Source organism: Agrobacterium tumefaciens str. B6 (genome assembly GCF_001541315.1).
Classification (GTDB): Bacteria; Pseudomonadota; Alphaproteobacteria; order Rhizobiales; family Rhizobiaceae; genus Agrobacterium; species Agrobacterium radiobacter.
Genome location: NZ_LMVK01000023.1, coordinates 350,694 through 374,175, shown reverse-complemented (window position 1 = coordinate 374,175; position 23,482 = coordinate 350,694). Strand labels below are relative to the sequence as shown.

Here is a 23,482-nt window from a genome sequence, read left to right as displayed (position 1 = left end):
CGTTACCTCACCCGGTTGTTGTCGATGAAGGTAAAATCGATGTCCTCGCCAAGGCCCGGCCGATCAGGGACATGCACGAAGCCGTCGCGATCCATCGGGTCGGACAGCGACTTCAGATAGTCGTGGCCGTCATCATATTCGAGGAAGGGGTGCAGCAGGCCGCGCTCGTACCAGCGGCAATTCTTGGTGGCGGCGACAACGTGCAGGTTCATGGCCGTGTTGCCATGCACTTCGCATTCCATGCCGAAAGCCTCGGCCAGATGCATGGTCTTGAGCGCCGGGGTGATGCCGCCGACATCGTTGACGCCGGTGCGCAGAATATCGCAGGCACCGGCCTTGATCCATTCGGCGCGATGCCAGTGCTTGCCGGCTGCACTTTCCGGGCCGACGACGGGGATATCGAGATTGTCGGAAAGCCACTTGTAGGAGGACAGCGACTGCTCATCCATAGGCTCTTCGATCCAGTCGAAATCGAGTTTTTCGAGGCCTCGGCCGAGCGCCAGCGCATCGGTGCGGGAATACCAGTGAAAGGCGTCGATCATCAGGCGGATATCGGGCCCGACCGCTTCGCGCACGGCCGCGCAGGCCTTGAGGTCCATCTTCACATCCGGCGCCCAGCTGACGGGCGGCATCCAGGTGTGCAGCTTGATGCCCTTGTACCCGCGCTTCACCAGCGTTTCGGCAAACCGGCCGTAGTCTTCAGGCGTTGCAAGGCCGCCTTCCAGCTCGTCCCCGCACATGATCGAGCCATAGGCGAGGACCTTGTCGCGATAACCGCCGATCAACTTGTATACAGGTTGTCCGAGGCTGCGGCCGGCAAGGTCCCAGAGCGCGCAGTCCACCACCGCCAGCGTGCGGTCCGTTAGCTGCGCCGCCGAGCCGCGTTGCCAGTGAGCAAGGTCCTGCCAAAGGCGTTCCCGGTCGCGATAATCCTCGCCGATCAGCACCTTCTTGACGAATTTTTCGATGACATGTGGGCGAACGATCTCCGGCGCGGTGAAGGAATGACCTTCCTGACCATCTTCCGTGCGGATGGTCAGCATGGCCTGTTCCACCTGATGCGCCGGACCCGGATGCGCGTGACCGGCACTGTCCGAGTGGCGACGGGTCGTCGTGCGGAAAACACGGACCTCGACGTCGGTGATGATCATAATTCCTCCCTCATGCAGGTATGGCAGCGTTTGCAGCTGCTGCAATGTCATACATGTATGCGCTATTTGTCAACATGTATGATAATCTGTATTACATGTTGGCGCAGGAAATCAAGGCTATTTGCGCATGGTGTTGCACAGGTCTTCGGTGTGAGAGGGCGGTGCGGGAGATTTTATCTCTTCGCAGAAGAAAATCTGACGGGACGCGTGGGCGCGGCCTATGCCCACCGAATTAATCCATAATTTTAGTAGACTATTGAATCGCGCAATGATCTTTCAACAATTACCGGGACTATAAACGAACATGCCGTGCCAGCCGTGCCTGTCATCATGCATTCTGCGTGAGCATGCGCCGCATTGAACGGCTGTCCCGCAACAAGGATGGCTGCATCTGCGCCGCTGAGCTTCAACACTCGTTTCCGGATGCACAACCATGCCCCTTTCCCATATCTCCCACTTCGCTTTTCTCGTTCCCGGCAATTATCAGGACGACGATCCGGCGCAGGGGCTGGAAGAAACCCTGCAGCTTTTCGAGGCCGGGGAGGCGCTGGGGTATCACAGCGCCTGGGTTCGCCAGCGCCACCTGGAACGGGGCGTTTCCTCGGCGGCCACTTTTCTTGCAGCGGCATCGCAGCGCACTAAGCGGATCGGATTAGGCACCGCCGTCATTCAGCTTGGTTACGAAAATCCCTTCAGGCTGGCGGAAGATCTGGCCACCGTGGATGTGTTGTCGCGTGGGCGGCTGAATGTCGGGGTTTCCGTGGGCGCGCCGCCTTTCGCCCATCTCATTTCGGATTATGTCGATACGGTTCCCGATGCGGATTACAGCCATGCCCGCGCCGAAAAGCTGGCGAGGGCTCTGAGATCGGAACCGCTGTCCAGCGAGACGGAAGCGGGCAATGCGGCCGGTGCGCAGGTGCCGCGCCTGCGGCCCGTCGCCGAAGGGTTGTCGGATCGGTTATGGTATGGCGGCGGATCTCAGAATTCCGCCCGCTGGGCGGGCAAGGCAGGGTTCAATCTTCTGACGGGCAATATCGTCAGCGGTGAAAATACCGATGATTTTCTGATTGCGCAGGCTGCTCTCGTTGCCCGCTTCCGGCAGGAATGGGCGCATGAGCGTCAACCGCGTGTTGCTCTCGGGCGCGTGATCCTGCCGACGGATAGCGCCAGCCCCGCGACCCGCCGCCGTTACGAGGAATTCGCCGCCGAGCGCGACAAGCGTACGACCACGGCGCATGGCGCGCGCCGCACGCTTTTCCTGCCCGATATCGTTGGGACGACGGACGAAATTCTGGAGAAACTGTCGCGCGATCCCGTTCTGCCGCTCGTCTCGGAGTTCCGTCTTGAACTACCCTATGAGTTCCAGCCGGAAGATTATCGCCAGATCGTCACGGATTTCGCTTCCGTCCTGCCGCAGCTTTCCGGCGGGCGGCCCGTTTTGAAAGTGGTGACCGGCCAATAATATTTCCCGTTCCCGCCACTCCCGCTTCCAGCGGGAAGCGGCGATAGATGGACGTGTGGCGCTTTACCTGCGCCACATCCTATTCAGTCGGGATAGGGCAGGCCATAGCGGTCGCGTATTGTCGCGCCTTCGTATTCGCGCGGGTAAACACCGCGATCCTGCAGCACTGGCACGACCTTTTCGACAAATTCAGCAATATCGTCTGGCGCGCGCGGCGGCTGCAGGGTGTAGCCGTCCACCGTGCCATCCTGCCAGAGATCGATAATGCCATCCGCCACATCTTCTGGCGTGCCGAGTAGCAACCGGTGGTGTCCCTCCGAACGGCGTACGGCCTCGCGGGCTGTGAGCTTTTCGTGGGTCAAAAGGTCGGAAAGGCCAAGCCCCATGCCCACCGCCCACTGCCGGTTCTGGTCCGGGATGAAACGCTCTGCATCGAGCTTTGCATCGGGATCAAAATCGCGGGGATCAATGCCGTTTTCCCTGGCGAAACGCGCCAGCAGCCCGTCTTCCGAACCGGCTCCACTGTATAGCTCGTGTTTGCGCAACGCTTCCTCCCGGGTCTCGCCGAGAATGACAACGAGGCCGGGAACGATGCGGATGCCGGAGGGATCGCGGCCGAGGGAGGCAGCGCGGTCGCGGACCTTTTTGCCGAAGGCCTGGCCCGCCGGCCGGGACAATATGTTGCAATAGATGATCTCGCCATGGCGTGCGGCGAGATCGATGCCACCTTCGGAGGCGCCGGCCTGCGCGATGACGGGATGCCCCTGTGGTCCGCGCGGAACATTGAGCGGCCCTTTTACATGGAAATATTGCCCCTCGTGATCGATGGTTTCGGCCGTCGCCGCATCCCAGAAACGCTCTTCTGGCACCTCGCCTTCGCGGCGCGGATCCCAACTCGACCAGAGTTTTTTCGCGACATCGAGAAATTCGGTGGCCTTGGCATATCTCTCGTTGCGCGGCGGCAGCGGGTCGTTGCCGAAATTGGCGGCGACATTGGGATTGAAGGAGGAGACGATATTGACGATCAGCCGTCCGCCGGTGACGAGATCGATGGATTGGGTCCGTCTGGCAAAGTTATAGGGCGAGTTATAGGTGGAGGATATCGTTGCCACAAAGCCGATATCCGGCACCTGCGCGGCAAGTGATGTGGAGAGAATGAGCGGATCGATGGTGTGAAACGGCCGGCTTGCCGGGTCGGTCAGCAATGCGGGATGGTCGGAAAGGAAAACGGCGTCAAAACGGCCCTTGTGGGCCAGTTCCGTCAGCCGCCGGTAATATCCGATCTCGTTGATGTCGTGCCGATCTCCGCTCCGGTATTTCCAGGCGTTGGCGAGGTATCCGGTCGTGTTGATGCCGACATTGAGATTGAGCCGGCGTTTGGTCTTGCTCATGCTTTTACTTTTTCTTCTCGGTCTGCTGGGATTTCCGGCCTTGGCCGGTGCAATTGCATGAAAGCGTAACAGCCGGGGTTCGGGCCGCGAGTTAAAAATCCTTGCTGCTCGGAGAAGAAAAACTTTCATCAGTAGCGGCAGCCAAGCTGCAGTGGACTTAAAGAGCGGATAGAGTCCGGGCGATAATCCGACCCGAAATCCGGCCGCCATCGAAAGGATATTCCGTCATCCCGGTGAAGACGTGACAAGATGGAAACGAATTTCCTCAATCGCACCTGAAATAGTACACTTTATCTATAGAAAATATTTCATGACGTGTAGCGTGCCGTTCAGATCGCAATTTCGAGGACGAACGCCATGGCTGATGCCGCCCTTCGCCAGGTAACCCAACCCGTAACCGTGTGGTATACACGCTGCCCGGCGCCCACCCCGCTTTCCATCGCGGCGCAACTCGGCTGGATTGAGGAAAGTTTCGCCACCCATGGCATCTCCGTTTCCTCCATTCGTGATGCGGCCGACCCGGCCATTCGCCAGAGCCATTTCGACCATCGTCTGGACTGGTCCTTCCGTCAGGGCGGCAATATCCCGCCGATCTGGGCGAAATCCGGTGGCCGGAAAACCCGGCTGGTGGGGCTGACGAGAACCGATGAGTTCCAGGCCGTCATTGCCTTGCCCGCAAGCGGGATAAGCAAGGGCAGCGACCTGAAGGGGCGGCGCATCGGTTTGCCGAAGCGCCCGAACGAAACCATCGATTTCCAGCGCGCCACATCGCTCAAGGGCATCGTGTCGGCGCTGACGGTCTCGGGTCTCTCCGTCGCGGAGGTCGAGCTTGTCGATCTCACGGCTAAAGAACCGGTGTTGCTCGGCCCAGCGGATGAGCGGTTTCACGGTCTGCGCCGGCGGCTTCCCTATGGCGAAGAAATTGCAGCGCTGCACCGGGGCCAGATCGACGCGTTTTTCGTCAAGGGAGCGGAAGGCGTCACCGTCGCCAATCTCATCGGCGCGCAGGTCGTGGTGTCGACGGGGTTTCACCCCGATCCGAAAATCCGCATCAACAACGGCACCCCGCGTCCCTTAACGGTGGACGCCACCTTTGCCGATGAGCGGCCCGATCTGGTGGCGGAACTGGTGGCTACGGTTCAGCGTGTCGCCCAATGGGCAAATCACAATCCGGCCGAAGCCGTGCGTTTCATCGCCCGCGAGATCGGCGTCAGCGAGGAGGCGGTTCTGGCTGCGAATGGGGCGGATGTGCATCGCAATCTGAGGCTCGATCTCGATCCGACCGAGCTGGATGCGCTCAGCCACTTCAAGGATTTCCTGCTGGAATGGAAATTCATCCCCGAAGATTTCGACGTGCAGGAATGGGCTGATCCACGCGCCCTTTCTTTACTGCAAGACGCCACGCAACACAGCGCCGGAAAGTGAGGGAGCCATGGCATCCACCATTCTTGTGACAGGTGCAACCGGCAAGCTCGGGCAACGGGTCGTCAGCCGTCTTTTGCAAAATCACGCAGAGGTTCGCGTGCTGACCCGCCGGCGAGAAGATGCGCTGAAGCTCTGGGGCGACAGGGTCGATATTTCGGAAGGCAATTTTTCCGATCCTGCCAGCCTGAAAGAAGCTGCGCGGGGAATAGACCGGTTGTTCCTGCTTTCCCCCATCGGAGAGACGCTGGCGGCGGACCAGAAGGCGGTCATCGATGCCGCTCTTTCCGCCGGTGTGTCGCGGATCGTGAAAATATCCGGTTCCGACTGGACCATTAAAAATGCCGCACGCTCCATTTCGGGGGCGGCCCATGCAGAGGTGGAACAGCATCTGGCCGCAAGCGGCATCGCGCATGCGGTGCTGCGGCCGAACGCCTGGATGCAGGTTGCGCTGGAGCCCGTTGTCGCCGCGCTGCGCAAGGGGGAGGATGTGCCCGCCCGCTTTGGCGATGCGGCCGTCTCCTTCATTGATGCCGATGATATTGCCGATGTCGCCGTTCACGCCCTGACATCAAGCGCGCCGGTTTCCGGTACTTTTGTGCTGACTGGCGGCGAAGCCCTGACGGCGCTGGAAATCGCCCGCATCGCGGCGCGTATCCTGCATCGCCCTGTCGGGATTTCCCATCATGCCGCCCCGGCCCTTCCGCCCCATCTCGGTGCGTTTGAACAGACGGCGATCGGTGAATTCGGAGAACTCATCCGCGAAGGTCTCGCGGCATCTGTCACCGATACCACCCATCAGATTACGGGCCAACTGCCCCGTGGCGTCGAAGATTATCTGCGCGCCCGGCTGGCGGCGACCGCCCCGCAGGGCGAAAATTCCGAGGGAGAAAAGACATGGCGCTGACTGTTCCATTGCCCGAAGGTCCCGAGCTGAAAAGTCTTGAACTGAAAAGCCCGGCCGATTTCGAGGACAGCCCGCTCAGCCGCGCGGTAAAGCAGCCGCTGATGCTGGGCCTGTTCCTCAATCTGCAGGACATCAATTTTTCCAGCCTGCCGACCAGCAACAGCTGGACCTTCGATTACAACGTCGAACTGGTGAAGCGTGCGGAAGAGCTTGGTTTCGAGATTGCTTTCAGCCGAACGCAATGGCTGCCCAAGGGTGGTTATGACGGCGAATCCTCGCTCGACAGCTTCATTGCGCTCGGCGCCATGGCGGCGGTCACGAAGAGCATTTTGCTGATCTCCACCATCCATGTGCTCTATGGGCCTCTGCATCCGCTGCATCTCGCCAAATATGGCGCGACGCTGGATCACATTGCTAGAGGACGATGGGGCATCAACATCGTCACCGGCCACCGCGCCGTTGAGCATGAAATGTTCGGCTGGCAGCGCATCGACCATGACAAGCGTTACGATATGGCCGGAGAATTGTTCGATGTGCTTCATCGCCTGTGGGGCGAAACCGAAAACTTCTCCTATGAAGGCAAGCTCAATCCCTGGGCGATCAACAATGGCTGGATCACGCCGAAGCCCGCCTTCGGCCGCCCGTCGCTGGTGACGGCGACCGGTTCGCCCGCCGGTATCGATTTCGCCGCCCGTCATTCCGATCTGGTTTTCGTCACCTCGCCAGGTGGTGCGCATATAGACAGTGCGCTCGAAACGCTTCCCGATCATGTCGCCACCGTCAAGAACCGCGCCAAAGCCTATGGCCGGCAGGTGAAGACGATCATCAATCCGATCATCGTCAGCCGCGACACCGAGAAGGAAGCGATAGCCTATGCCGATGCCATCGAGGCCGGAAAACCGCAGCCCGGCACCCGCGCCTTCGCCACCAATAATTATGATAGCGACGCGCATGCCTGGCGCGGACGCGGCGATGCGCGCCACAAGCAGGGGCGCAATCTCGGCGGTAATATCGAAATCATCGGTTCGCCCGAGCAGGTGGTCGAGCAGCTTGTCGGTCTTAAAAAGGCAGGGATCGACGGCGTTCAGCTCAATTTCTACGATTTCCGCGAAGACCTCGACTATTTCGCCGAGCGCATTCTGCCCTTGATGAAGGAGGCTGGCCTGAGGCTCTGACGTCTTTCCAGCCCTGATTTTCCATATCCGAAGCCAACCCTTCGCAATCGCCCGATTGCGAAAACGATATTTTTTGCCCTGAGGAGATACCGTGAATATCGCCGTCGATCCCATCAAAACGCCTGCTCCTAAAATCCTTGATCGGATCGGGACCTATGTTCCCGAACTTGTCTCCATCCGCCACGATCTGCACCAGCATCCCGAAATCGGTTTCGAGGAGGTGCGCACGTCCGGCATCGTCGCTGAAAAGCTCGCTTCCTGGGGCATCGAGGTCTATCGCGGTTATGGCAAGACCGGCGTGGTCGGTGTGCTGCGCGGCCGTCATGCGGGCAACCGCTCCATCGGGCTCCGCGCGGATATGGATGCCCTGCCGATGCCGGAGGAAACCGGTCTGCCCTATGCGTCCGTCTATCCCGGAAAGTTCCACGGCTGCGGGCATGATGTGCACACCACCATCCTGCTCGGCACCGCCCGCTATCTGGCGGAAACCCGGGATTTTGCCGGTACGGTGGTGTTCATTTTCCAGCCGGCCGAGGAAGGGCTGGGCGGCGCACGCGCCATGATTGCCGACGGGCTGTTCAAGGATTTTCCCGTTGACGAGATTTACGGGCTGCACAATTCCACCCATGCCGCGCCCAATCACCTGAAGGTTTCGCCGGGCACCATTCTGGCAGGAGCGGATTTCTTCGATATCCGGTTGAAGGGCAGGGGCGCTCACGCGGCACATCCCGATGTCTCTCGCGATCCGGTGCCGGCGACGGGTGAGCTTATCCAGGCGCTGCAGACCATTGTCAGCCGAAATGTGTCGCCGACCGATCCCGCCGTGTTGTCGATCACGCGTATCGAGGCGGGATCAGCCTATAACGTCATTCCCGAAACGGCCGCGATTGCCGGGACTGTGCGGGCCTTCTCCGACAGCGTGCGCGAAACCATAAGGCAGCGCATCCGCACCATCTCGGATCACGTTGCTGCCGCCCATGGCCCCACCGCCGAGGTGGATATTCGCGACATATTCTCGGTCCTGACCAATGATGATGCATCGGTGGATATCGTCGCTGGCGTGGCGCGCGAGGTTTTGGGAGACGAGCGCGTTTCCACGGAGCCTGGCCGCTTCATGGGCAGCGAGGATTTCGCCGATCTCCTGAAACACGCACCCGGCGCATTTTTCACCCTCGGTCATTCCGGCACCGTGCCCGCCCATAATCCCGGTTTCATCGTTGACGACGACATCCTGCCCGTCGGCGCCACCTTGTTTGCCCGGCTGGTGGAGACCCGGCTGAAGGCTGCCTGTAAATTTTAAAAACAAGTCTGCAAGAGGAAACATCCATGGATATTACAAGACGTAAGACATTGCTTCTGAGTGCTGCCCTTGCCGGGGCCATGCTGCTGCCGTCCTTGCCGGTGCTGGCGGCGGAAACGCCGAAGAAAGGCGGGATCGTTACCCTTGCGGGCCTTGGCGAGCCGACGACGCTGGTGCCGCTTTCCGATTCCAACACACGAACCCGTGCCATCTCCACGAAAATCCTCGAAGGACTGGTACGGTTCGACAGCGAGTTCAAACCGCATCCGGTTCTGGCCGAAAGCTGGGAAACATCAGCCGATGGGCTGCGCTACACTTTCAAGCTGCGCAAGGGCGTCAAATGGCATGATGGCAAGGATTTCACGTCGCAGGACGTCAAATTTTCCCTGCTGGCCTTCAAGAAGGTTGGCCCGCGCGGACGCATCACCTTTGCCAATGTTGCCGATATCGAAACGCCCGATCCACTGACGGCCGTGGTGGTGCTTTCCAAACCCGCACCCTATCTCTTGAGGGCGCTGACGGGCGGCGAAACGCCCATTCTGCCGGCTCATGCCTATACCTCGGAAAAATACAATGAGAGCCCGAACGGCAACGCGCCTGTCGGCACCGGCCCCTTCGTGTTTGAGGAATGGAAACGCGGCAGCTATGTGAAGCTGAAGAAGAACCCGAATTACTGGCAGGCCGATCTGCCCTATCTCGACGGTTTCGTGGCGCGCTTCGTCGCCGATGCGGCCTCCACCACCATTTCGGTCGAAACCGGTGAGGCGGATTACACCGCCGATGTCTCCTACAGCGATCTGGAGCGGTTGCGGCAGAATCCGAAACTTGCGGTGGAGGTCTATACCGACGCCTATCTCAACAACGCCGCCATATTCGAGTTCAATCTGGAGAACCCGATCCTCGCGAAGAAGGAAGTCCGGCAGGCACTGGCCCATGCCGTTGATCGCGATTTCATCAACGATGCCATCTTTTTCGGTACGGCCAAACCAGCCGGTTCAAACATCCCGGCGGTCTTCACTGCCTATAATGACGAAAAGCCCTTCACCTATCCCTTTGATCTCGCCAAAGCGAATGAGTTGCTGGACAAGGCCGGTTATCCGAAGGGCGCGGATGGCACCCGCTTTTCGCTGCGGCTTGCCTTCCTGCCGTCAGACGTCTTCCGCAAGACCTCCGAATATCTGCGTTCATCCTTCGGCAAACTGGGCGTGAAGGTGGATATCGTCGAAGGCGATCTCGCCACCTTCATCAAGCGCGTTTATACGGAGCGCGGTTTTGACCTGACGGTGAACGGCATCAGCCGGCTGTTCGATCCGACGGCGGGCGTGCAGCGCCTCTACTGGTCCGACGGCATCAAGAACCCCGCTCCCTATGTCAACGCCGCCCACTACAACAACCCCAAGGTGGATGATCTCTTCCGTGCCGCTGCCATCGAGGTGGATGAAACGAAGCGGGCCGGGCAGTTCCACGACATCCAGAAAATCACCGGGGACGATCTGCCAAATTTCTCGATCGTCGCCCTGCCGACAGTCATTTTACGCAACACCAGTCTGCAGTCCCTCGTGACGACCATCGACATCGCCTATGGGGATCTGGCGACGGCCTGGAAGAAGGAGTGAGCGTTTTCATCCAAACTCCGTCACCCCGGACTGGATCCGGGATCCAGCGCACTCAAGTCCTTGATCGCGAGAGAGTTTCTTAACGGCACAGATGCGCCGTGGCTGGATGCCGGGTCAAGCCCGGCATGACGGAAGAGGGGGTCTGCGATCATCAACATTAACCCGGCAATTCTGCCGGGTTTTTTATTGTCGAAATTCGCCCTCCATCCTTTTTGCGCCTTCGCGCGGCACGCCCGTTTTCGAGAAAAACTTTGCGCATGAAACATGTCGGCCGAAACGGCGATGTCACCAGTGGAAATTTCGAAAAAATAAGTTTCATCAATAATTTAGCGCAAAGGAATTCTTCGTTTCAAAGCAAGAATTGCTTTCTGGACCCACGCTTTGGCCGCCTGCACTGTGCGCTGGAAATCTCACCGCAAATGATGGATGCCATGGCCAAGGATACGCTTTTTTTGATCGCCCCCGGTTTTGAGGACCCAAAGCACCCCGGTGTCCGCTTCGTCTGCCCGCATTGTAACCAGATCGAAGGCCTGCTTGCCGCCTTTCCGGATCTTGCCGCCGGCATCGATATTCACCGAGTCGGTTTTCAGCGCCCGCGCGAGGCGGTCATCGCCGCCGTGGGGGAGGAAAACCAGTCGCTGCCGCTGCTCATCTTTGCTGGCGATGCACCCGGTGACGCGACCACAAGGGGCGACACGCACTTCATTCAGGACACCAAACGTATTTTGCAAATCCTCGCCGAGCGCCACGGGTTCCCGCAGCTGCATTAAGCTGCCGCACCTCGCATATCGGATTTTTTCGGAGACAGACATGACCTTTTCCCGACGCCAGTTTCATAAAATTGCACTTGCCGCCGGCGCATTCGTGGCGCTTCCGGGCGGTTCTTTTGCCGCCGCCGAAGAGCCGGTTTCGGGCGGCACACTCAAGATTGTTTATTTTCCCGAGCCGACCCAGCTTGTGGCCATCAATACGAGCGCGGGCGGCCCGCAATTCATCGGCTCGAAGATCTATGACGGGCTTCTGACCTATGACTACGAGCTTTCGCCCAAGCCGAGCCTTGCCAGGGAATGGAGCGTTTCGGCCGACGGGCTGGAATATGTCTTTCACCTGCAGCCAAAGGCGAAATTCCATGATGGCAAACCGGTGACATCGGCGGATGTGGCATTTTCCATCCTGCGGCTGAAGGAGGCCCATCCGCGTGGCCGGGCGACTTTCGCAAATGTCGAGAGCGTCGATACCTCCGATCCGCTTGTTGCGAAGGTGAAACTTTCCAAGCCGGCGCCGGGTCTGATCACGGCGCTCGCCTCCTCGGAATCGCCTGTTGTGCCGAAGCACATCTTCGAGACCTTCAAACCGACTGATAATCCGAAGCCGGCGCAAATCATCGGCAGCGGTCCCTTCGTGCTGAAGGAATGGGTGCCGGGCAGCCATATTCTGCTGGAGAAAAATGCCGATTACTGGGATACGCCGCGCCCTTATCTCGACCGCGTCATCATCCGCCTCATCAATGATGCGGGCGCGCGCGCGGCGGCGCTGGAAACCGGGGAAGGCGACATTGGCCCCAACCCGGTGGCTCTTGCCGATCTGGAACGGCTGAAATCCATCCCGACGCTGAAAGTGGATGACCGCATCTATGCCTATGCCGGCCAGCAGAACCAGCTGGTGATCAATCTTGAGAACGAATATCTGAAGGAATTGAAGGTCAGGCAGGCGATTGCCCATGCCATTGATGTTCCGGCGCTCATCGATACCGTGCTTTACGGTTATGCCGTGCCGTCGCCGACGCCGATCAGCCCCGGCCTTGCGAAGTTCCACAATCCCGATATCGGTTTTGCCAAATTCGATATCGCGCTGGCGGAAAAACTGCTGGATGAGGCAGGCTTTCCGCGCAAGGACGGCGGCAAGCGCTTCAAGCTCAGGGTCACCACCAACCCGTTCAATCCGCAGACCTATTCGGATTTCATCGCGCAGGCGCTGTCGAAGATTGGCATCGAGGCGGATATCCAGAAGTTCGATTTCGGCACCTATGTGAAGGTCGTTTATACCGACCGCGCCTGGGATCTTTCGGTGGAATCCCTCTCCAATACCTTCGATCCGACGGCCGGCGTGCAGCGTGTCTACTGGAGCAAGAATTTCAAGATCGGCCTGCCGTTCTCGAATGCCAGCCATTACGCCAATCCGGAAGTCGACCGATTGCTGGAAGCGGCGGCGGTGGATCCTGACATCGAGAAGCGCGCCGCCTTCTTCAAGGAATTTCAGGCCGTTGTCGCCAAGGATCTTCCCGTCATCAATCTGGTCTCACCCATCCAGCCGGTCGTCGGCAGCGTTCGCATCAAGGATTATGCGACCGGGGCGGAGGGGCTGAGCGGCAATCTCGCCAAGGCCTGGGTGACGAAGGAGGCGTGAGCCTCCTCACCTTTCGGTTCGTAGAGCGAAGAAGAGGTCATTTCCATGAGCAGAAAATCCGAAAAGCTGGTTCTCAATGCGTTCATCTATCCGGGCGGACATCATGAGGCGGCCTGGCGGCATCCGGACTCGGAGCCCCACCGCGTCACCGACATAAAGCTCTATCAGGATATTGCCCGCAAGGCCGAGGCAGCAAAGCTGGACGCCATCTTCTTTGCCGATGCGCCGGTGCTGGACGCCAATATCCGCTATGCCGCCCGCCACCGGCTGGAGCCTATCACCATGCTTTCGGCTCTCGCCGCCGTCACGGAAAAAATCGGCTTCATCGCCACGGCGTCCACTACCTATTATGAGCCGTATAATCTCGCCCGGCTGTTCGCTTCGGTCGATCATATCAGCGGCGGCCGCGTGGGCTGGAACATCGTGACGACTTCGGCCGATGCTGCGGCCGGTAACTTTAACCTCCAGAAGCACCCGCCGCATGCCGATCGATACCGTCAGGCCATTGAATTTGTCGACGTGGTAACGAAGCTCTGGGATAGCTGGGAAGATGACGCCATCGTCGCAGACAAGGAGAGCGGTCTGTTTGCCGAGACCGACCGCATCCATCCCGCCAATCACGACGGCGAATTTTACCGGGTGCGCGGCGCGCTGAACGTGCCCCGTTCACCGCAGGGACGGCCGGTTTACGTGCAGGCCGGCTCTTCGGAGGAAGGGCGCGGCTTTGCCGCCCATTATGCCGAAGCGATCTTTACCGCGCATCAGACTCTGGAGAGTGCGCGGTCTTTTTACTCCGATATCAAGCGGCGGGTTGCAGCCACCGGGCGTAACCCCGCCCATGTGAAAATCCTGCCGGGCATCAGCCCCTTCATCGCCTCCACGGAAGAGGAGGCGCGCAAGCTGGAGGCTTCGTTCAACGATCTCATCCAGCCGGCCTTTTCGCTCAAGCAATTGCAGCGCATCACCGGCATCGATCTCTCATCCGCCGATCTCGACAAGCCTTTGCCGAAAGAGGCAGTCGAGGCGACGCGGGCGCAGGCGGATAGCAGCCGCCATCAACTGGTTCTCGACGTCATCGACAGGGAGAACCCGACGATCCGGCAATTGCTGCACCGGCTTGCCGGCGGACGGGGGCACAAGGTGATTTCCGGAACGCCGGAACAGGTGGCGGATTGGATAGAAACCTGGTTCCGTGAGGGCGCGGCCGACGGCTTCAACATCATGCCGCCCTGGCTGAACGGCGGGGTCGATATCTTCGTGGACGAGGTGGTTCCGATCCTGAAACGGCGTGGTCTGTTCCGCGAGGAATATGAGGGTGATACGCTGCGTGACCACTATGGCCTGCCCCGACCGGAGAACATTTACGCGGCCAGAGAGTTGCAAAGGGAACGCGCCTGAGGTGGGACGGGCGTGTTCAGGCGGCGGCCTCAAGAGAGCGCATATCCTCGCGCAACAAAGCGAGTAGAGATGCAACCTCCGGCAGCCGCCGCCTGTCAGGACTGGTCAACAGGTGATAACGGCTGGCGGTCGGCTGCGGCGCGCCGAAGGGGGCGATCAGGCGCCCGGTTTTCAGGTCTTCGGAAATCAGCGAGTGACGCACAAGACCGATGCCGTGGCCGGATGAGATCGCTTCTATCAGTGCGGTCTGGCGTGAAAAACGGGGACCCGTCGCCGAAATCCGGAGTGGAATGCGGCAGGCGCGAAGCCAGTTTGCCCATTCGAATGCCGGGTCCAGACCATTGCCGCGCAGCATCGCAAAGCCGAGATCCCGCAATCGCTCCGGTTCGCCTGCAAGCCCATGGCGGGCTGCGAAGTCCGGAGCACAGACGGCGCTGACCGGGTCGGTGAAAAGTGGCTCATGGATGAAACCCGGAATTTGCGCAGAAGTAGCGACGATCGCGCAATCGGCGTCGAAATGGGTGAGGTCGATGGTTTCACCATCAAGGGATTCGATGGAAAGCTCGACGTCTCCCAGCGCCGGAACGATACTTCCCAGCCGCGGTGCCAGCCAGCGGGCGGCAAAGCAGCCCTCGGCCAGAACCTTCAGCTGCGGTCTGGCGTTCGAAACCATCAGGTCGGAAAGGCTGCCGATCATGGTCTCGAAGGCATCCGCAAGGCCGGGATAAAGTGCGCTGCCGGCATCGGTCAGCAGCAACTCTCCGCGCTGGCGGCTGAAAAGCGGCTGGCCGAGATGGGTTTCGAGAATGCGGACCTGCTGGCCGATGGCAGCGGTTGATACATGCAGTTCCTCCGCCGCCCGCGAGAAGCTGGCGTGGCGGGCGGCCACGACAAAGGCGCGCAAGGCCGTCAGCGGCGGCAGCCGGGAAAGTGTCGGCAGGCGAAAAGCCGTCCGGCTCCCGGCGGGAGCGACAAACTCCGTTCTCATTGCTGTTTCTCCTTTGCCGCCTGGACCTCCGGCATGGTCAGAATACCCGGCCTTCCCTAAGGTGCGTCGTGGTGCCGTTGAGGTAATAATCACCGATGACACGCGCCTTGTGGGCAAGCGGGTTGTGGTTGTAGACGGTGCGGATGTTGCGCCAGTGGCGATCGAAATTCCGATCGCTTGACGTCGCCGAGCCGCCGCCAAGTTCGTAGAGATTGGTGGCGACCGTCAGCGAAAGCTGCGAGGCGATGATCTGGGTGCGGGCGGTGGCGAGCGAGCCTTCCAGCAGGGCTGCCTCTATGGCCTCTTCGTCGCCGGTGGCAAACGCGATGGCGCTGCGGTCGAGCGTTCTGGCCGCTTCACGTATCAGGGTCTTGACGGCGAAAGCGCCGGCGCTGATTTCCCCGAGCATCTTCTGCACGAAGGGATCCTGATTGGCTGTTTCCGCGCTGCTGTGGAGCGTGGTGCGCGCCTGCCGCAAGACATAATCGACGCCGTCCTTGAGCGCGCCCTGAACGGCGCCGGCGGCGGAGGCGGCAAGGTGCAGCTGCCGCATGGCCGAGCTGTGGCGGCCGATCTGGCTGCCGAGCTTGCGGGTCGTCAGCTCATGCGGCAGCACTTCGACATTTTCCAGCAGGACGCCGCCGCTTGCCGTCATGCGCTGGCCCATGCTGTCCCAGTCGTCGAGAATGGTGATGCCGGCGCGATCGAGCGGAATGAGCACGCCGATCGGCTGGCCGTCGTCACCGATGGCGCTGAAGGTGCCGAAATCGGCAAAGGCCGTGCCGGTCGCATACCATTTGCGGCCGTTAAGGCGATAACGCTCACCATCGGCGCTGAGACGCGTGGTGATTTCGCCGGGGCGCTTGGTGCCCTGTTCGGTGCTGGCGCCCGCGAAGAGCTTGCCGGCGAGGACATGTTCGAGATGCCGCCGGTCCTCCAGTTCGATGGGGGAGAGAGCGAGGTTCTCGGTGAAATTGAAATGGCTGCGAAGTGCGTGCGGAATATTGCTGTCGGCTTCGCCAAGGATCATCAGCACCTCGATGTAGTCCGAAATCGAGCCGCCCGGGCCGCCCTTGGCTTCGGGAACGCGCAGCGTGCCGATCTTCGCCTCCTTGATAAGGGCGAAGATGTCGAAGGGAAGTTCCCGCTGGCGTTCGCGACGGGCGGCATCCTTTGCCGCAATAGCCGCAATGTCCTTTGCCCGGGCCAGAATCTCGTCCCGGCTCGGCACGCCGGCATTGTCGGTGGTGGTTGTCTGCAGTTTCGGATTGGACATTGCGGTTTTCCCTGAGCGGATGTGAAGGCCTGCGGCGCGGTCGCGCCGCAGGCATTTGTACTTCTGGACGATCAGGCGACCGCGCGCGGCTTGAGCGCCGGGCGGTGTGCCGGTTCGAGATTGCGCGGCACGCGGCCTTCGACGGGGTGGCTCGGATCGTTGAAGCCCGGCGTCGAGGGATGGCCTGTCGTGACGAGGCTATCGATAAGCGCCTCATCTTCCGCATCGATCTTCACATCGAGCGCACGGACGTAACCGTCCCAATGCTCCTCGGTGCGCGGGCCGGTGATCGCGGCGGTGACGAACTTGTTGTTCAGCACCCAGGCGAGCGCAAAATCCGCCGCCGAAACGCCCTTCGATGCGGCATGGGCCGCGACCTTCTGGGCGATTTCGACCGATTCCGGACGCCATTCCGTTTCCAGAACACGCTTGTCGCCACGGCCGACGCGGGTATCGGCGCCCGGCTGTTCGCCCGGCTGATATTTGCCTGTCAGCACGCCGCGTGCGAGCGGTGAATAGGACACCACGCCAAGGCCATAATGGTTGGCGGCCGGCAGCTGTTCGGCTTCCGCCGTGCGGTTGACGATATTGTAGAGCGGCTGGCTGGCAACGGGCCGGTCGATGCCGAGCTGGTCGGCCAGATGCGAAATTTCAGCGATGCGCCAGCCGCGGAAATTCGACACGCCGAAGTAACGCAGCTTGCCTGCATGGATGAGATCGGCGATGGCGCGCACCGGCTCTTCCAGCGGCGCATCGAAGACGGCGCGGTGGAAATAGAGGATATCGATATAGTCGGTGTTGAGACGGCGCAGCGAATTCTCGACGGTCTCGATCACCCACTTCCGGGAATGCCCACCGAGGTTGGGGCCCTTGGTGTGGGAATTGACGAATTTCGTTGCCAGAACCCAGTGATCGCGATTGGCCTTGATGCCGCGGCCGACGACTTCTTCCGACTTGCCGTCGTGATAGACATCAGCTGTGTCGATGAAGTTGATGCCCTGCTCGCGTGCCTTGTCGATGATGCGGAAGGCCACGTCATCCGGCGTCGGGCCTCCGAACATCATCGTGCCGAGGCTCAGCGGTGAAACTTTCAGCGCGCTGCGTCCGAGATAGCGATAGTCGACCATTATGGTTGCTCCTTCAGTTTATTGGGCATGGTGGCAGGCCACGGCGTGGTTCTTGCCGAAGAGGGTGTAATCCGGCGCTTTTTCGCGACAGAGATCGGTGGCGAGCGGGCAGCGGGTGTGAAACCGGCAGCCGGATGGCGGATCGTGCGGGCTCGGCAGATCGCCGGAAATGGGGGCTGCCTGCTTGCGGCGCGCGGGATCGGGAACGGCTGCGAGAAGCGCGCGGGTATAGGGGTGTTTGGGTGAGGCCCAGAGTTCCGATGTCGGTGCGCTTTCCACGATCTTGCCGAGATACATGACCAGCACCCGATCGGAGAAATAACGCACCACGGACAGATCGTGGGAAACGAAGAGATAGGAGAGCGAAAGCCGCTTCTTCATCTCCACCAGAAGGTTGAGAATCTGCGCCTGTATCGAAAGATCGAGCGCCGAGACAGGCTCGTCGCAGACGACCAGTTCCGGTTCCAGAACCAGCGCGCGGGCAATGCCGATGCGCTGGCGCTGGCCGCCGGAAAATTCATGCGGATAACGGTCGAGCGAATCCGCTGGCAGACCGACCTGCGTGACGATGGCTTCGACGATCTCCCGCTGGCGCGCCCGGTCGCCGATGCCATGCACCTTCAGCGGCCCGGTCAGGATGGTACGCACCGTCTGGCGCGGGTTGAGCGAGGCGAAGGGGTCCTGAAAGATCATCTGGATGCGGCGACGGATGCCGCGCAGTTCGGACGATGTCATTGCCGTGACGTCGGCGCCCTTGAAGGTGATCCGGCCGGAAGACGGCTCGACCAGACGCATCAGCGACTTGCCGAGCGAGGATTTGCCGCAGCCGGATTCACCCACGAGCGCCACGGTCTCGCCCGCTTCGATATCGAGCGAGACGTCATCGACAGCACGCACGGTGCCGCGCCCTCCCGAATAGTGGGTGGACAGGCTATGCACTGACAAGAGCGCCATCGGGTACCTCCTGGGATGTGGGAGCAACGAAGGGGCAGGCAGCGTAACGGCCTTCCGAAACCTGCCTCAGCGGCGGTACGAATTGCCCGCAAAAGCCGCGGGCGCTCGGACAGCGCGGTCGGAAGGCGCAGCCGCGTTCCCCCGTGGCGGAAACGATGGAGCCTGGAATTTCAATGAGCGGCCCATCGCGATAATGCTGGCCGTCTTCCGCGCGCGGCGAGGCGGCAAGCAGGCCGCGCGTATAGGGATGGTAGGGATTGGAGAAAACCGGTTCCGGCAATCCCTCTTCCACCTTGCGGCCGGCATACATGACCATCACCCGGTCCGCCCATTGCGCCACGATGCCGAGATCGTGGGTGATGAGAATGACGGCCATGTTGAGATCGCGGCGCAGATTGTCGAGCAGTTGCAGGATTTGCGCCTGTATCGTCACGTCGAGCGCCGTCGTTGCCTCGTCGGCGATCAGCAGTTTCGGATTGCAGGCGACGCCGATGGCGATCATGACACGCTGGCGCATGCCGCCGGAAAGCTGGTGCGGATAATCATCCACACGGCGGCGGGCATCGGGAATATTGACCAGTTCCAGAAGCTCGATGGCGCGTTTGCGCGCCTGGTGCCGGTCGATCTTTTCGTGGATGCGCAGTACCTCGATGATCTGCTCGCCGACCGTCAAAACCGGGTTCAGTGAGGTCATCGGCTCCTGAAAGATCATGCCGATATCGCGGCCGCGAATGCCGCGCCATTGCCGCTCGGAAAGCGGTAGCAGCTCGCGGCCTTCGAGCAGAACCCGCCCGCCGGTCTTGGCGTGTGATGGCAGGAGGCCGATCAGGCCGAGCGCTGTCAGGGATTTACCGGAGCCGCTTTCGCCGACGATTGCCAGCATCTCGCCCGGGCTGACATCGAAACTGACGCCTTTGACAGGCTGGGCCGAGCCGAAGCTGACGGACAGATCATGGACTTCAATCAGTTTGCTCATCGGCGTTCCTCCGAAAAGCGGGGGTTGAGCGCATCGTTGAGACCGTCGCTGATGAGGTTCAGCGAAATGACGGTGAAGACGATGGCAAGGCCGGGAAGGGCGGTCAGGTACCAGGCGGTGCGGATGACATCGCGGCCGGACCCGATCATCGATCCCCAGGAGACGCGGTTGGGATCGCCAAGCCCCATGAAGGAAAGGGCTGCTTCCATGAGGATTGCACCCGCCACCATGACGGAGGAAGTGACGATAATAGGCGGCAGCGCGTTGGGCAGGATTTCCTGAAAGACGATCCGCGCATGGCCGTAACCGAGGCTGCGGGCGGCGAGCACATAGTCCTTTTCGCGGATGGCGCGGAATTCCGCGCGGGTAAGGCGTGCCACCAGCGGCCATGTGATGATGCCGATAGCCGATGTGACCGTGGTGACGGAGGGCTGGGCGATGGCGACGAGCACGACGAGCAGCACGAAGTTCGGCAGGGTCTGGAAGATTTCGATCAGCTTCACGAGAATATCGTCGATGACGCCACCGAAATAACCGGCGAAGGCGCCGACGGCGATGCCGATGGTGAGCCCGATCAGCGTCGCCACGACGCCGACGGTGAGCGAGATACGCGCGCCATGCACGATCCCGGCCAGAACATCCCGGCCCATGGAATCGGTGCCGAGCGGATAGGCGGCATTCTGGCCGGGCCAGAGGAACGGGCGGGCCACCATTTCCAAGGGATCACCGGGATAGATCAAGGGGGCGATCAGTGCGGTGATGATGACGGTGGCGAGAAACAGCAGGCCGACGATGGCGTTGGGATTGGTGAGGAAAATCTTCAGTTCCCGCCGCAGGCCGCGCCGCGGCACGGAGACGGAGCGGGCCGAAAGCGCATCCGGTGCGTGGATATAGGGCCAGACCTTTTCTTCCGGCTTTTTCGGTTTGGGATTGGTCTCTTCAGTGCCGAGTTCGGCCGTGTCGAGAACCGCTGACGTATGGGAGGAATTCATCGGCTTTCTCCGATGCGGGGATCAAGCCATGCCTGCAACAGGTCCACGGCCGCATTGACGATGATGACGACGAGGGAAGAGAGGAGCAGAATGCCGAGCAGCACGCTGAAATCGCGCGCCATGACGGCTTCGAAAGCTAGACGGCCAAGGCCGGGCCAGCTGAAGACGGTTTCAACCACGACAGCGCCGCCGAGCAGGCCGCCAATGTGCATGCCGGCCATGGTGGTGATGGGGATGAGCGCGTTGCGCAGGATATGGCGTGTGGTGAGCCTGATCGGCGAAACGCCCTTGGCGCGGGCCGTGCGCACATAATCCTGCGACTTCACTTCCAGCATCGCCGCGCGGGTGAGGCGGGCATAGATCGCCAGAAAATAAAGCGCCAGCGAAAGGGCGGGAAGAACGATGTAACGTAACCGGTCCAGCAGGGCGGAAAAGCCGGTGAGGCTGCTGCCGATGGTGCTGTCGCCGCCCGAGGGAAGCCAGCCGAGCTTCACCGAAAAGGTCAGGATCAGCATCAGGCCGATCCAGAAGCCCGGCACGGAATAAAAGATCAGCGAGCCGATGGAAATGATCCGGTCCGGCAGCTTGCCTGAGAAAAGCGCCATGATGGAGCCGAGGAACACGCCGACGAAAATTGCTATGCCAAGCGCTGCTCCCATCAACGCAAGCGTGCCGGGCAGTCGCTGGCCGATGAGAGCAGCAACCGGCATACCGTAACGGGGCGAAAAGCCGAGGCTGAACTGCGCGAGATTGCCGAGATAATTCATCAGCTGGTGCAGAACCGGCAGGTCCAGTCCGAAACGATTGCGGATTTCCGCCATGGTCTCGACCGTCGCCGAACCCGCTTCCGCGGCCAGCACATCGGCGGCATCGCCCGGCGCCAGCTGCAGCAGGAAAAAGTTCAGGATGACGATACCGAGAACCGTCGGAATGGCCTGAATGGCCACCCGCCTCGCCTGCGATAAAATCCTTTTCGAATTCGACATCGGCTCCAGTCCGTAAGCGTGAAATCAGGAAATCGGCCCCGCTGGGGCGTTGGTATTAGTTGACTAATTTTATGGAATTTGTCAAAGAGTAATAGAATTATTTTCTGAAATTTACGAAAATAAGCGCAATAAAGAAAAGATAATTCCTATTTATGAGAACGACTGGTTCTTCATGCCAAGCTCGCTCTCGTCTGCGGAACAAACTTCTTCCTAAGCGCAACTGTTGAGTTTTGCCGGTTTTTCGCCGGTTCAATCAAGGAGAGGGTATCGCATGACTGTTTTCAACCAGACGACGCGGCGTGGATTTCTGCTGGCGTCGGTGGCGCTTGGCATGGTGTCGTTGCCGGGGCTGAAGCTAGAGGCTGCAGAGCCGGCCCGTGGCGGTACGGCCACGCTGCTGATCTCGTCAGAGCCGCCGGTGCTGACGACGATCGCGCACACGGCCTATAATTCCGTCTATATATCGCCCAAGGTCACCGAAGGGCTGCTGACCTATGGTTTCGATCTCAATCCCAAACCGCTGCTGGCCAAATCATGGGACGTGAGCGCAGATGGCCTTCGTTATACCTTCAAGCTGAGGCCCGGCGTGAAATGGCATGACGGCAAGCCCTTCACTTCCGCCGATGTGGCATTCTCCATAAACACCATCAAGGAAGTGCATCCGCGCGGCCGCAATACATTCCTGAACCTCACTGCTGTCGAGACGCCGGACGAGCTGACGGCGGTTCTGGTTCTTTCCAAACCCGCGCCCTATCTGATCACGGCGCTTGCCGCCGCTGAAACGCCAATCGTGCCGAAACATCTTTATGAGGGTACGAAGGTTACCGAAAATCCGGTCAATCTCGCGCCCGTCGGCACCGGACCCTTCAAGTTCAAGGAGTGGGTGCGCGGCAGCCATATCGTTTTCGAGCGCAATGCTGACTATTGGGATGCGCCGCGTCCCTATCTCGACAAGCTCATCGTCCGCTTCATTCCTGACGCTTCTGCCCGCGCGATTGCCATAGAAACCGGCGAGATCGATCTCGCCCCCAGCACGCCGGTCGCCTATAGCGATCTCGACCGGCTGAAGGAACTGCCGAGCCTCGGCTTCGAGACCAATGGCTATCAATATACCAACTCGATCAGCCGCGTGGAATTCAACCTCGAAAAGGACGTGTTCAAGGACGTGCGCGTTCGCCGCGCCTTCGCGCATGTGATTGACCGCAACGTCATCTTCAACACGGTCAATTACGGTTATGGCGCGACGATCACCGGCCCGATCAATCCGAAGCTGACGAAATGGTTCGTGGATGATCTGAAGACCTATCCGATCGATCTTAAGGCGGCGGAAGCGCTGCTGGATGAGGCCGGATACAAGCGCGGCGCGGATGGCATCCGTTTCAAGCTCAATCTGGATTACGTGCCGAGCACCGAAGCCTATCCGCGTGGTGCGGACTATATTCGCCAGGCGCTGGCGAAGGTCGGCGTGGATGTGACGGTGCGGACGCAGGATTTCGCCACCTATACCAAACGCATCTACACGGATCGCGATTTCGATTTTGCCTATGAGGGCATGAGCAATCTCTTCGATCCGACCGTCGGCGTGCAGCGGCTTTACTGGTCCAAGAACTTCAAGAAGGGCGTACCCTTCTCCAATGGCGCGGCTTACAGCAATCCCAAGGTGGATGCGCTTCTCGAAGCCGCCGCCATCGAGATTGATCCGGACAAGCGCGTCGCGCAATGGAAGGAAATCCAGCAGATCCTGGTTGAAGACGTGCCGGCCATCGACATCGTCGCGGCACCTGAGATTACCATCTTCAACAAGCGCATTTCCGATCACACCATCGGCGCAGAAGGCGTGGCGGGAAGCCTCGCTTTCGCGCATATCGCCGCATCCTGATCGTCTCGCCAAACCCGGCTCGCCCTTTGGTGCGGGCCGGGATGTCCCTTCAGTCGACAGGCGCCGCAGCATCGCT

The 23,482-nt window shown here is 60.4% G+C and carries 19 protein-coding genes; 10 read left to right on the top strand and 9 right to left on the bottom strand.

The window, feature by feature from the left end:
• Positions 1–2: 2 nt before the first annotated feature.
• Positions 3–1,151: a mandelate racemase family protein gene (locus ASB65_RS17770; RefSeq protein ID WP_060724873.1), complete on the bottom strand. Its 1,149-nt coding sequence runs from the start codon at positions 1,149–1,151 to the stop codon at positions 3–5.
• Between the two features lie 433 nt (positions 1,152–1,584).
• Here ASB65_RS17770 and ASB65_RS17765 point away from each other — a divergent pair, with 433 nt between their 5' ends.
• Complete coding sequence (locus ASB65_RS17765) at positions 1,585–2,613, top strand: LLM class flavin-dependent oxidoreductase (RefSeq protein WP_060724872.1); 1,029 nt, start codon at positions 1,585–1,587, stop codon at positions 2,611–2,613.
• Positions 2,614–2,696: 83 nt separating this feature from the next.
• On the opposite strand, the gene ASB65_RS17760 is transcribed toward ASB65_RS17765, so the two are convergent.
• The gene (locus ASB65_RS17760) at positions 2,697–4,004 is read right to left on the bottom strand and encodes an NtaA/DmoA family FMN-dependent monooxygenase (RefSeq protein WP_020813150.1); all 1,308 of its coding nucleotides are present in this window, start codon (positions 4,002–4,004) and stop codon (positions 2,697–2,699) included.
• A gap of 357 nt (positions 4,005–4,361) precedes the next feature.
• Here ASB65_RS17760 and ASB65_RS17755 point away from each other — a divergent pair, with 357 nt between their 5' ends.
• The 8 genes from ASB65_RS17755 (at position 4,362) to ASB65_RS17720 (ending at position 14,228) form a co-directional block, all read left to right on the top strand.
• A complete protein-coding gene (locus ASB65_RS17755) occupies positions 4,362–5,429 on the top strand; it encodes an ABC transporter substrate-binding protein (RefSeq protein WP_060724871.1) in 1,068 nt (355 codons plus the stop codon).
• 7 nt (positions 5,430–5,436) lie between these two features.
• The gene (locus ASB65_RS17750) at positions 5,437–6,333 is read left to right on the top strand and encodes an NmrA family NAD(P)-binding protein (protein WP_060724870.1); all 897 of its coding nucleotides are present in this window, start codon (positions 5,437–5,439) and stop codon (positions 6,331–6,333) included.
• A complete protein-coding gene (locus ASB65_RS17745) occupies positions 6,324–7,508 on the top strand; it encodes an LLM class flavin-dependent oxidoreductase (protein ID WP_060724869.1) in 1,185 nt (394 codons plus the stop codon). Before ASB65_RS17750 ends, ASB65_RS17745 begins: the two co-directional genes overlap by 10 nt.
• A gap of 91 nt (positions 7,509–7,599) precedes the next feature.
• Positions 7,600–8,808, top strand: coding sequence for a M20 aminoacylase family protein (locus ASB65_RS17740; protein ID WP_060724868.1), 1,209 nt, complete (start codon positions 7,600–7,602; stop codon positions 8,806–8,808).
• 26 nt (positions 8,809–8,834) lie between these two features.
• Positions 8,835–10,424: an ABC transporter substrate-binding protein gene (locus ASB65_RS17735; RefSeq protein ID WP_060724867.1), complete on the top strand. Its 1,590-nt coding sequence runs from the start codon at positions 8,835–8,837 to the stop codon at positions 10,422–10,424.
• 419 nt (positions 10,425–10,843) lie between these two features.
• Positions 10,844–11,194: a DUF3088 domain-containing protein gene (locus tag ASB65_RS17730; RefSeq protein WP_060724986.1), complete on the top strand. Its 351-nt coding sequence runs from the start codon at positions 10,844–10,846 to the stop codon at positions 11,192–11,194.
• Positions 11,195–11,234: 40 nt separating this feature from the next.
• Positions 11,235–12,830, top strand: a complete 1,596-nt coding sequence (locus ASB65_RS17725) for an ABC transporter substrate-binding protein (protein WP_060724866.1) — start codon at positions 11,235–11,237, stop codon at positions 12,828–12,830.
• 45 nt (positions 12,831–12,875) lie between these two features.
• Positions 12,876–14,228, top strand: coding sequence for an LLM class flavin-dependent oxidoreductase (locus tag ASB65_RS17720; protein WP_060724865.1), 1,353 nt, complete (start codon positions 12,876–12,878; stop codon positions 14,226–14,228).
• Between the two features lie 16 nt (positions 14,229–14,244).
• Here the strand turns inward: ASB65_RS17720 and ASB65_RS17715 are convergent, their stop codons facing one another.
• From ASB65_RS17715 to ASB65_RS17685, 7 genes are all read right to left on the bottom strand, one after another.
• A complete protein-coding gene (locus tag ASB65_RS17715) occupies positions 14,245–15,216 on the bottom strand; it encodes a LysR substrate-binding domain-containing protein (RefSeq protein WP_060724864.1) in 972 nt (323 codons plus the stop codon).
• Positions 15,217–15,253: 37 nt separating this feature from the next.
• The gene (locus tag ASB65_RS17710) at positions 15,254–16,492 is read right to left on the bottom strand and encodes an acyl-CoA dehydrogenase family protein (protein ID WP_060724863.1); all 1,239 of its coding nucleotides are present in this window, start codon (positions 16,490–16,492) and stop codon (positions 15,254–15,256) included.
• Positions 16,493–16,563: 71 nt separating this feature from the next.
• On the bottom strand, positions 16,564–17,619 hold the full coding sequence (locus ASB65_RS17705; RefSeq protein ID WP_060724862.1) for an aldo/keto reductase: 1,056 nt from the start codon (positions 17,617–17,619) through the stop codon (positions 16,564–16,566).
• Positions 17,620–17,637: 18 nt separating this feature from the next.
• Positions 17,638–18,573, bottom strand: coding sequence for an ABC transporter ATP-binding protein (locus ASB65_RS17700; protein ID WP_003506918.1), 936 nt, complete (start codon positions 18,571–18,573; stop codon positions 17,638–17,640).
• Entirely contained in the window at positions 18,551–19,549 is a 999-nt protein-coding gene (locus ASB65_RS17695; RefSeq protein ID WP_003506916.1) for an ABC transporter ATP-binding protein, read from the bottom strand. The genes ASB65_RS17700 and ASB65_RS17695 overlap by 23 nt, the downstream gene beginning before the upstream one ends.
• A complete protein-coding gene (locus ASB65_RS17690; protein WP_003506910.1) occupies positions 19,546–20,541 on the bottom strand; it encodes an ABC transporter permease in 996 nt (331 codons plus the stop codon). The genes ASB65_RS17695 and ASB65_RS17690 overlap by 4 nt, the downstream gene beginning before the upstream one ends.
• Complete coding sequence (locus ASB65_RS17685) at positions 20,538–21,527, bottom strand: ABC transporter permease (protein WP_060724861.1); 990 nt, start codon at positions 21,525–21,527, stop codon at positions 20,538–20,540. The genes ASB65_RS17690 and ASB65_RS17685 overlap by 4 nt, the downstream gene beginning before the upstream one ends.
• Positions 21,528–21,798: 271 nt before the next feature.
• Here ASB65_RS17685 and ASB65_RS17680 point away from each other — a divergent pair, with 271 nt between their 5' ends.
• Positions 21,799–23,406, top strand: coding sequence for an ABC transporter substrate-binding protein (locus tag ASB65_RS17680; protein WP_060724860.1), 1,608 nt, complete (start codon positions 21,799–21,801; stop codon positions 23,404–23,406).
• Positions 23,407–23,482: the final 76 nt, after the last annotated feature.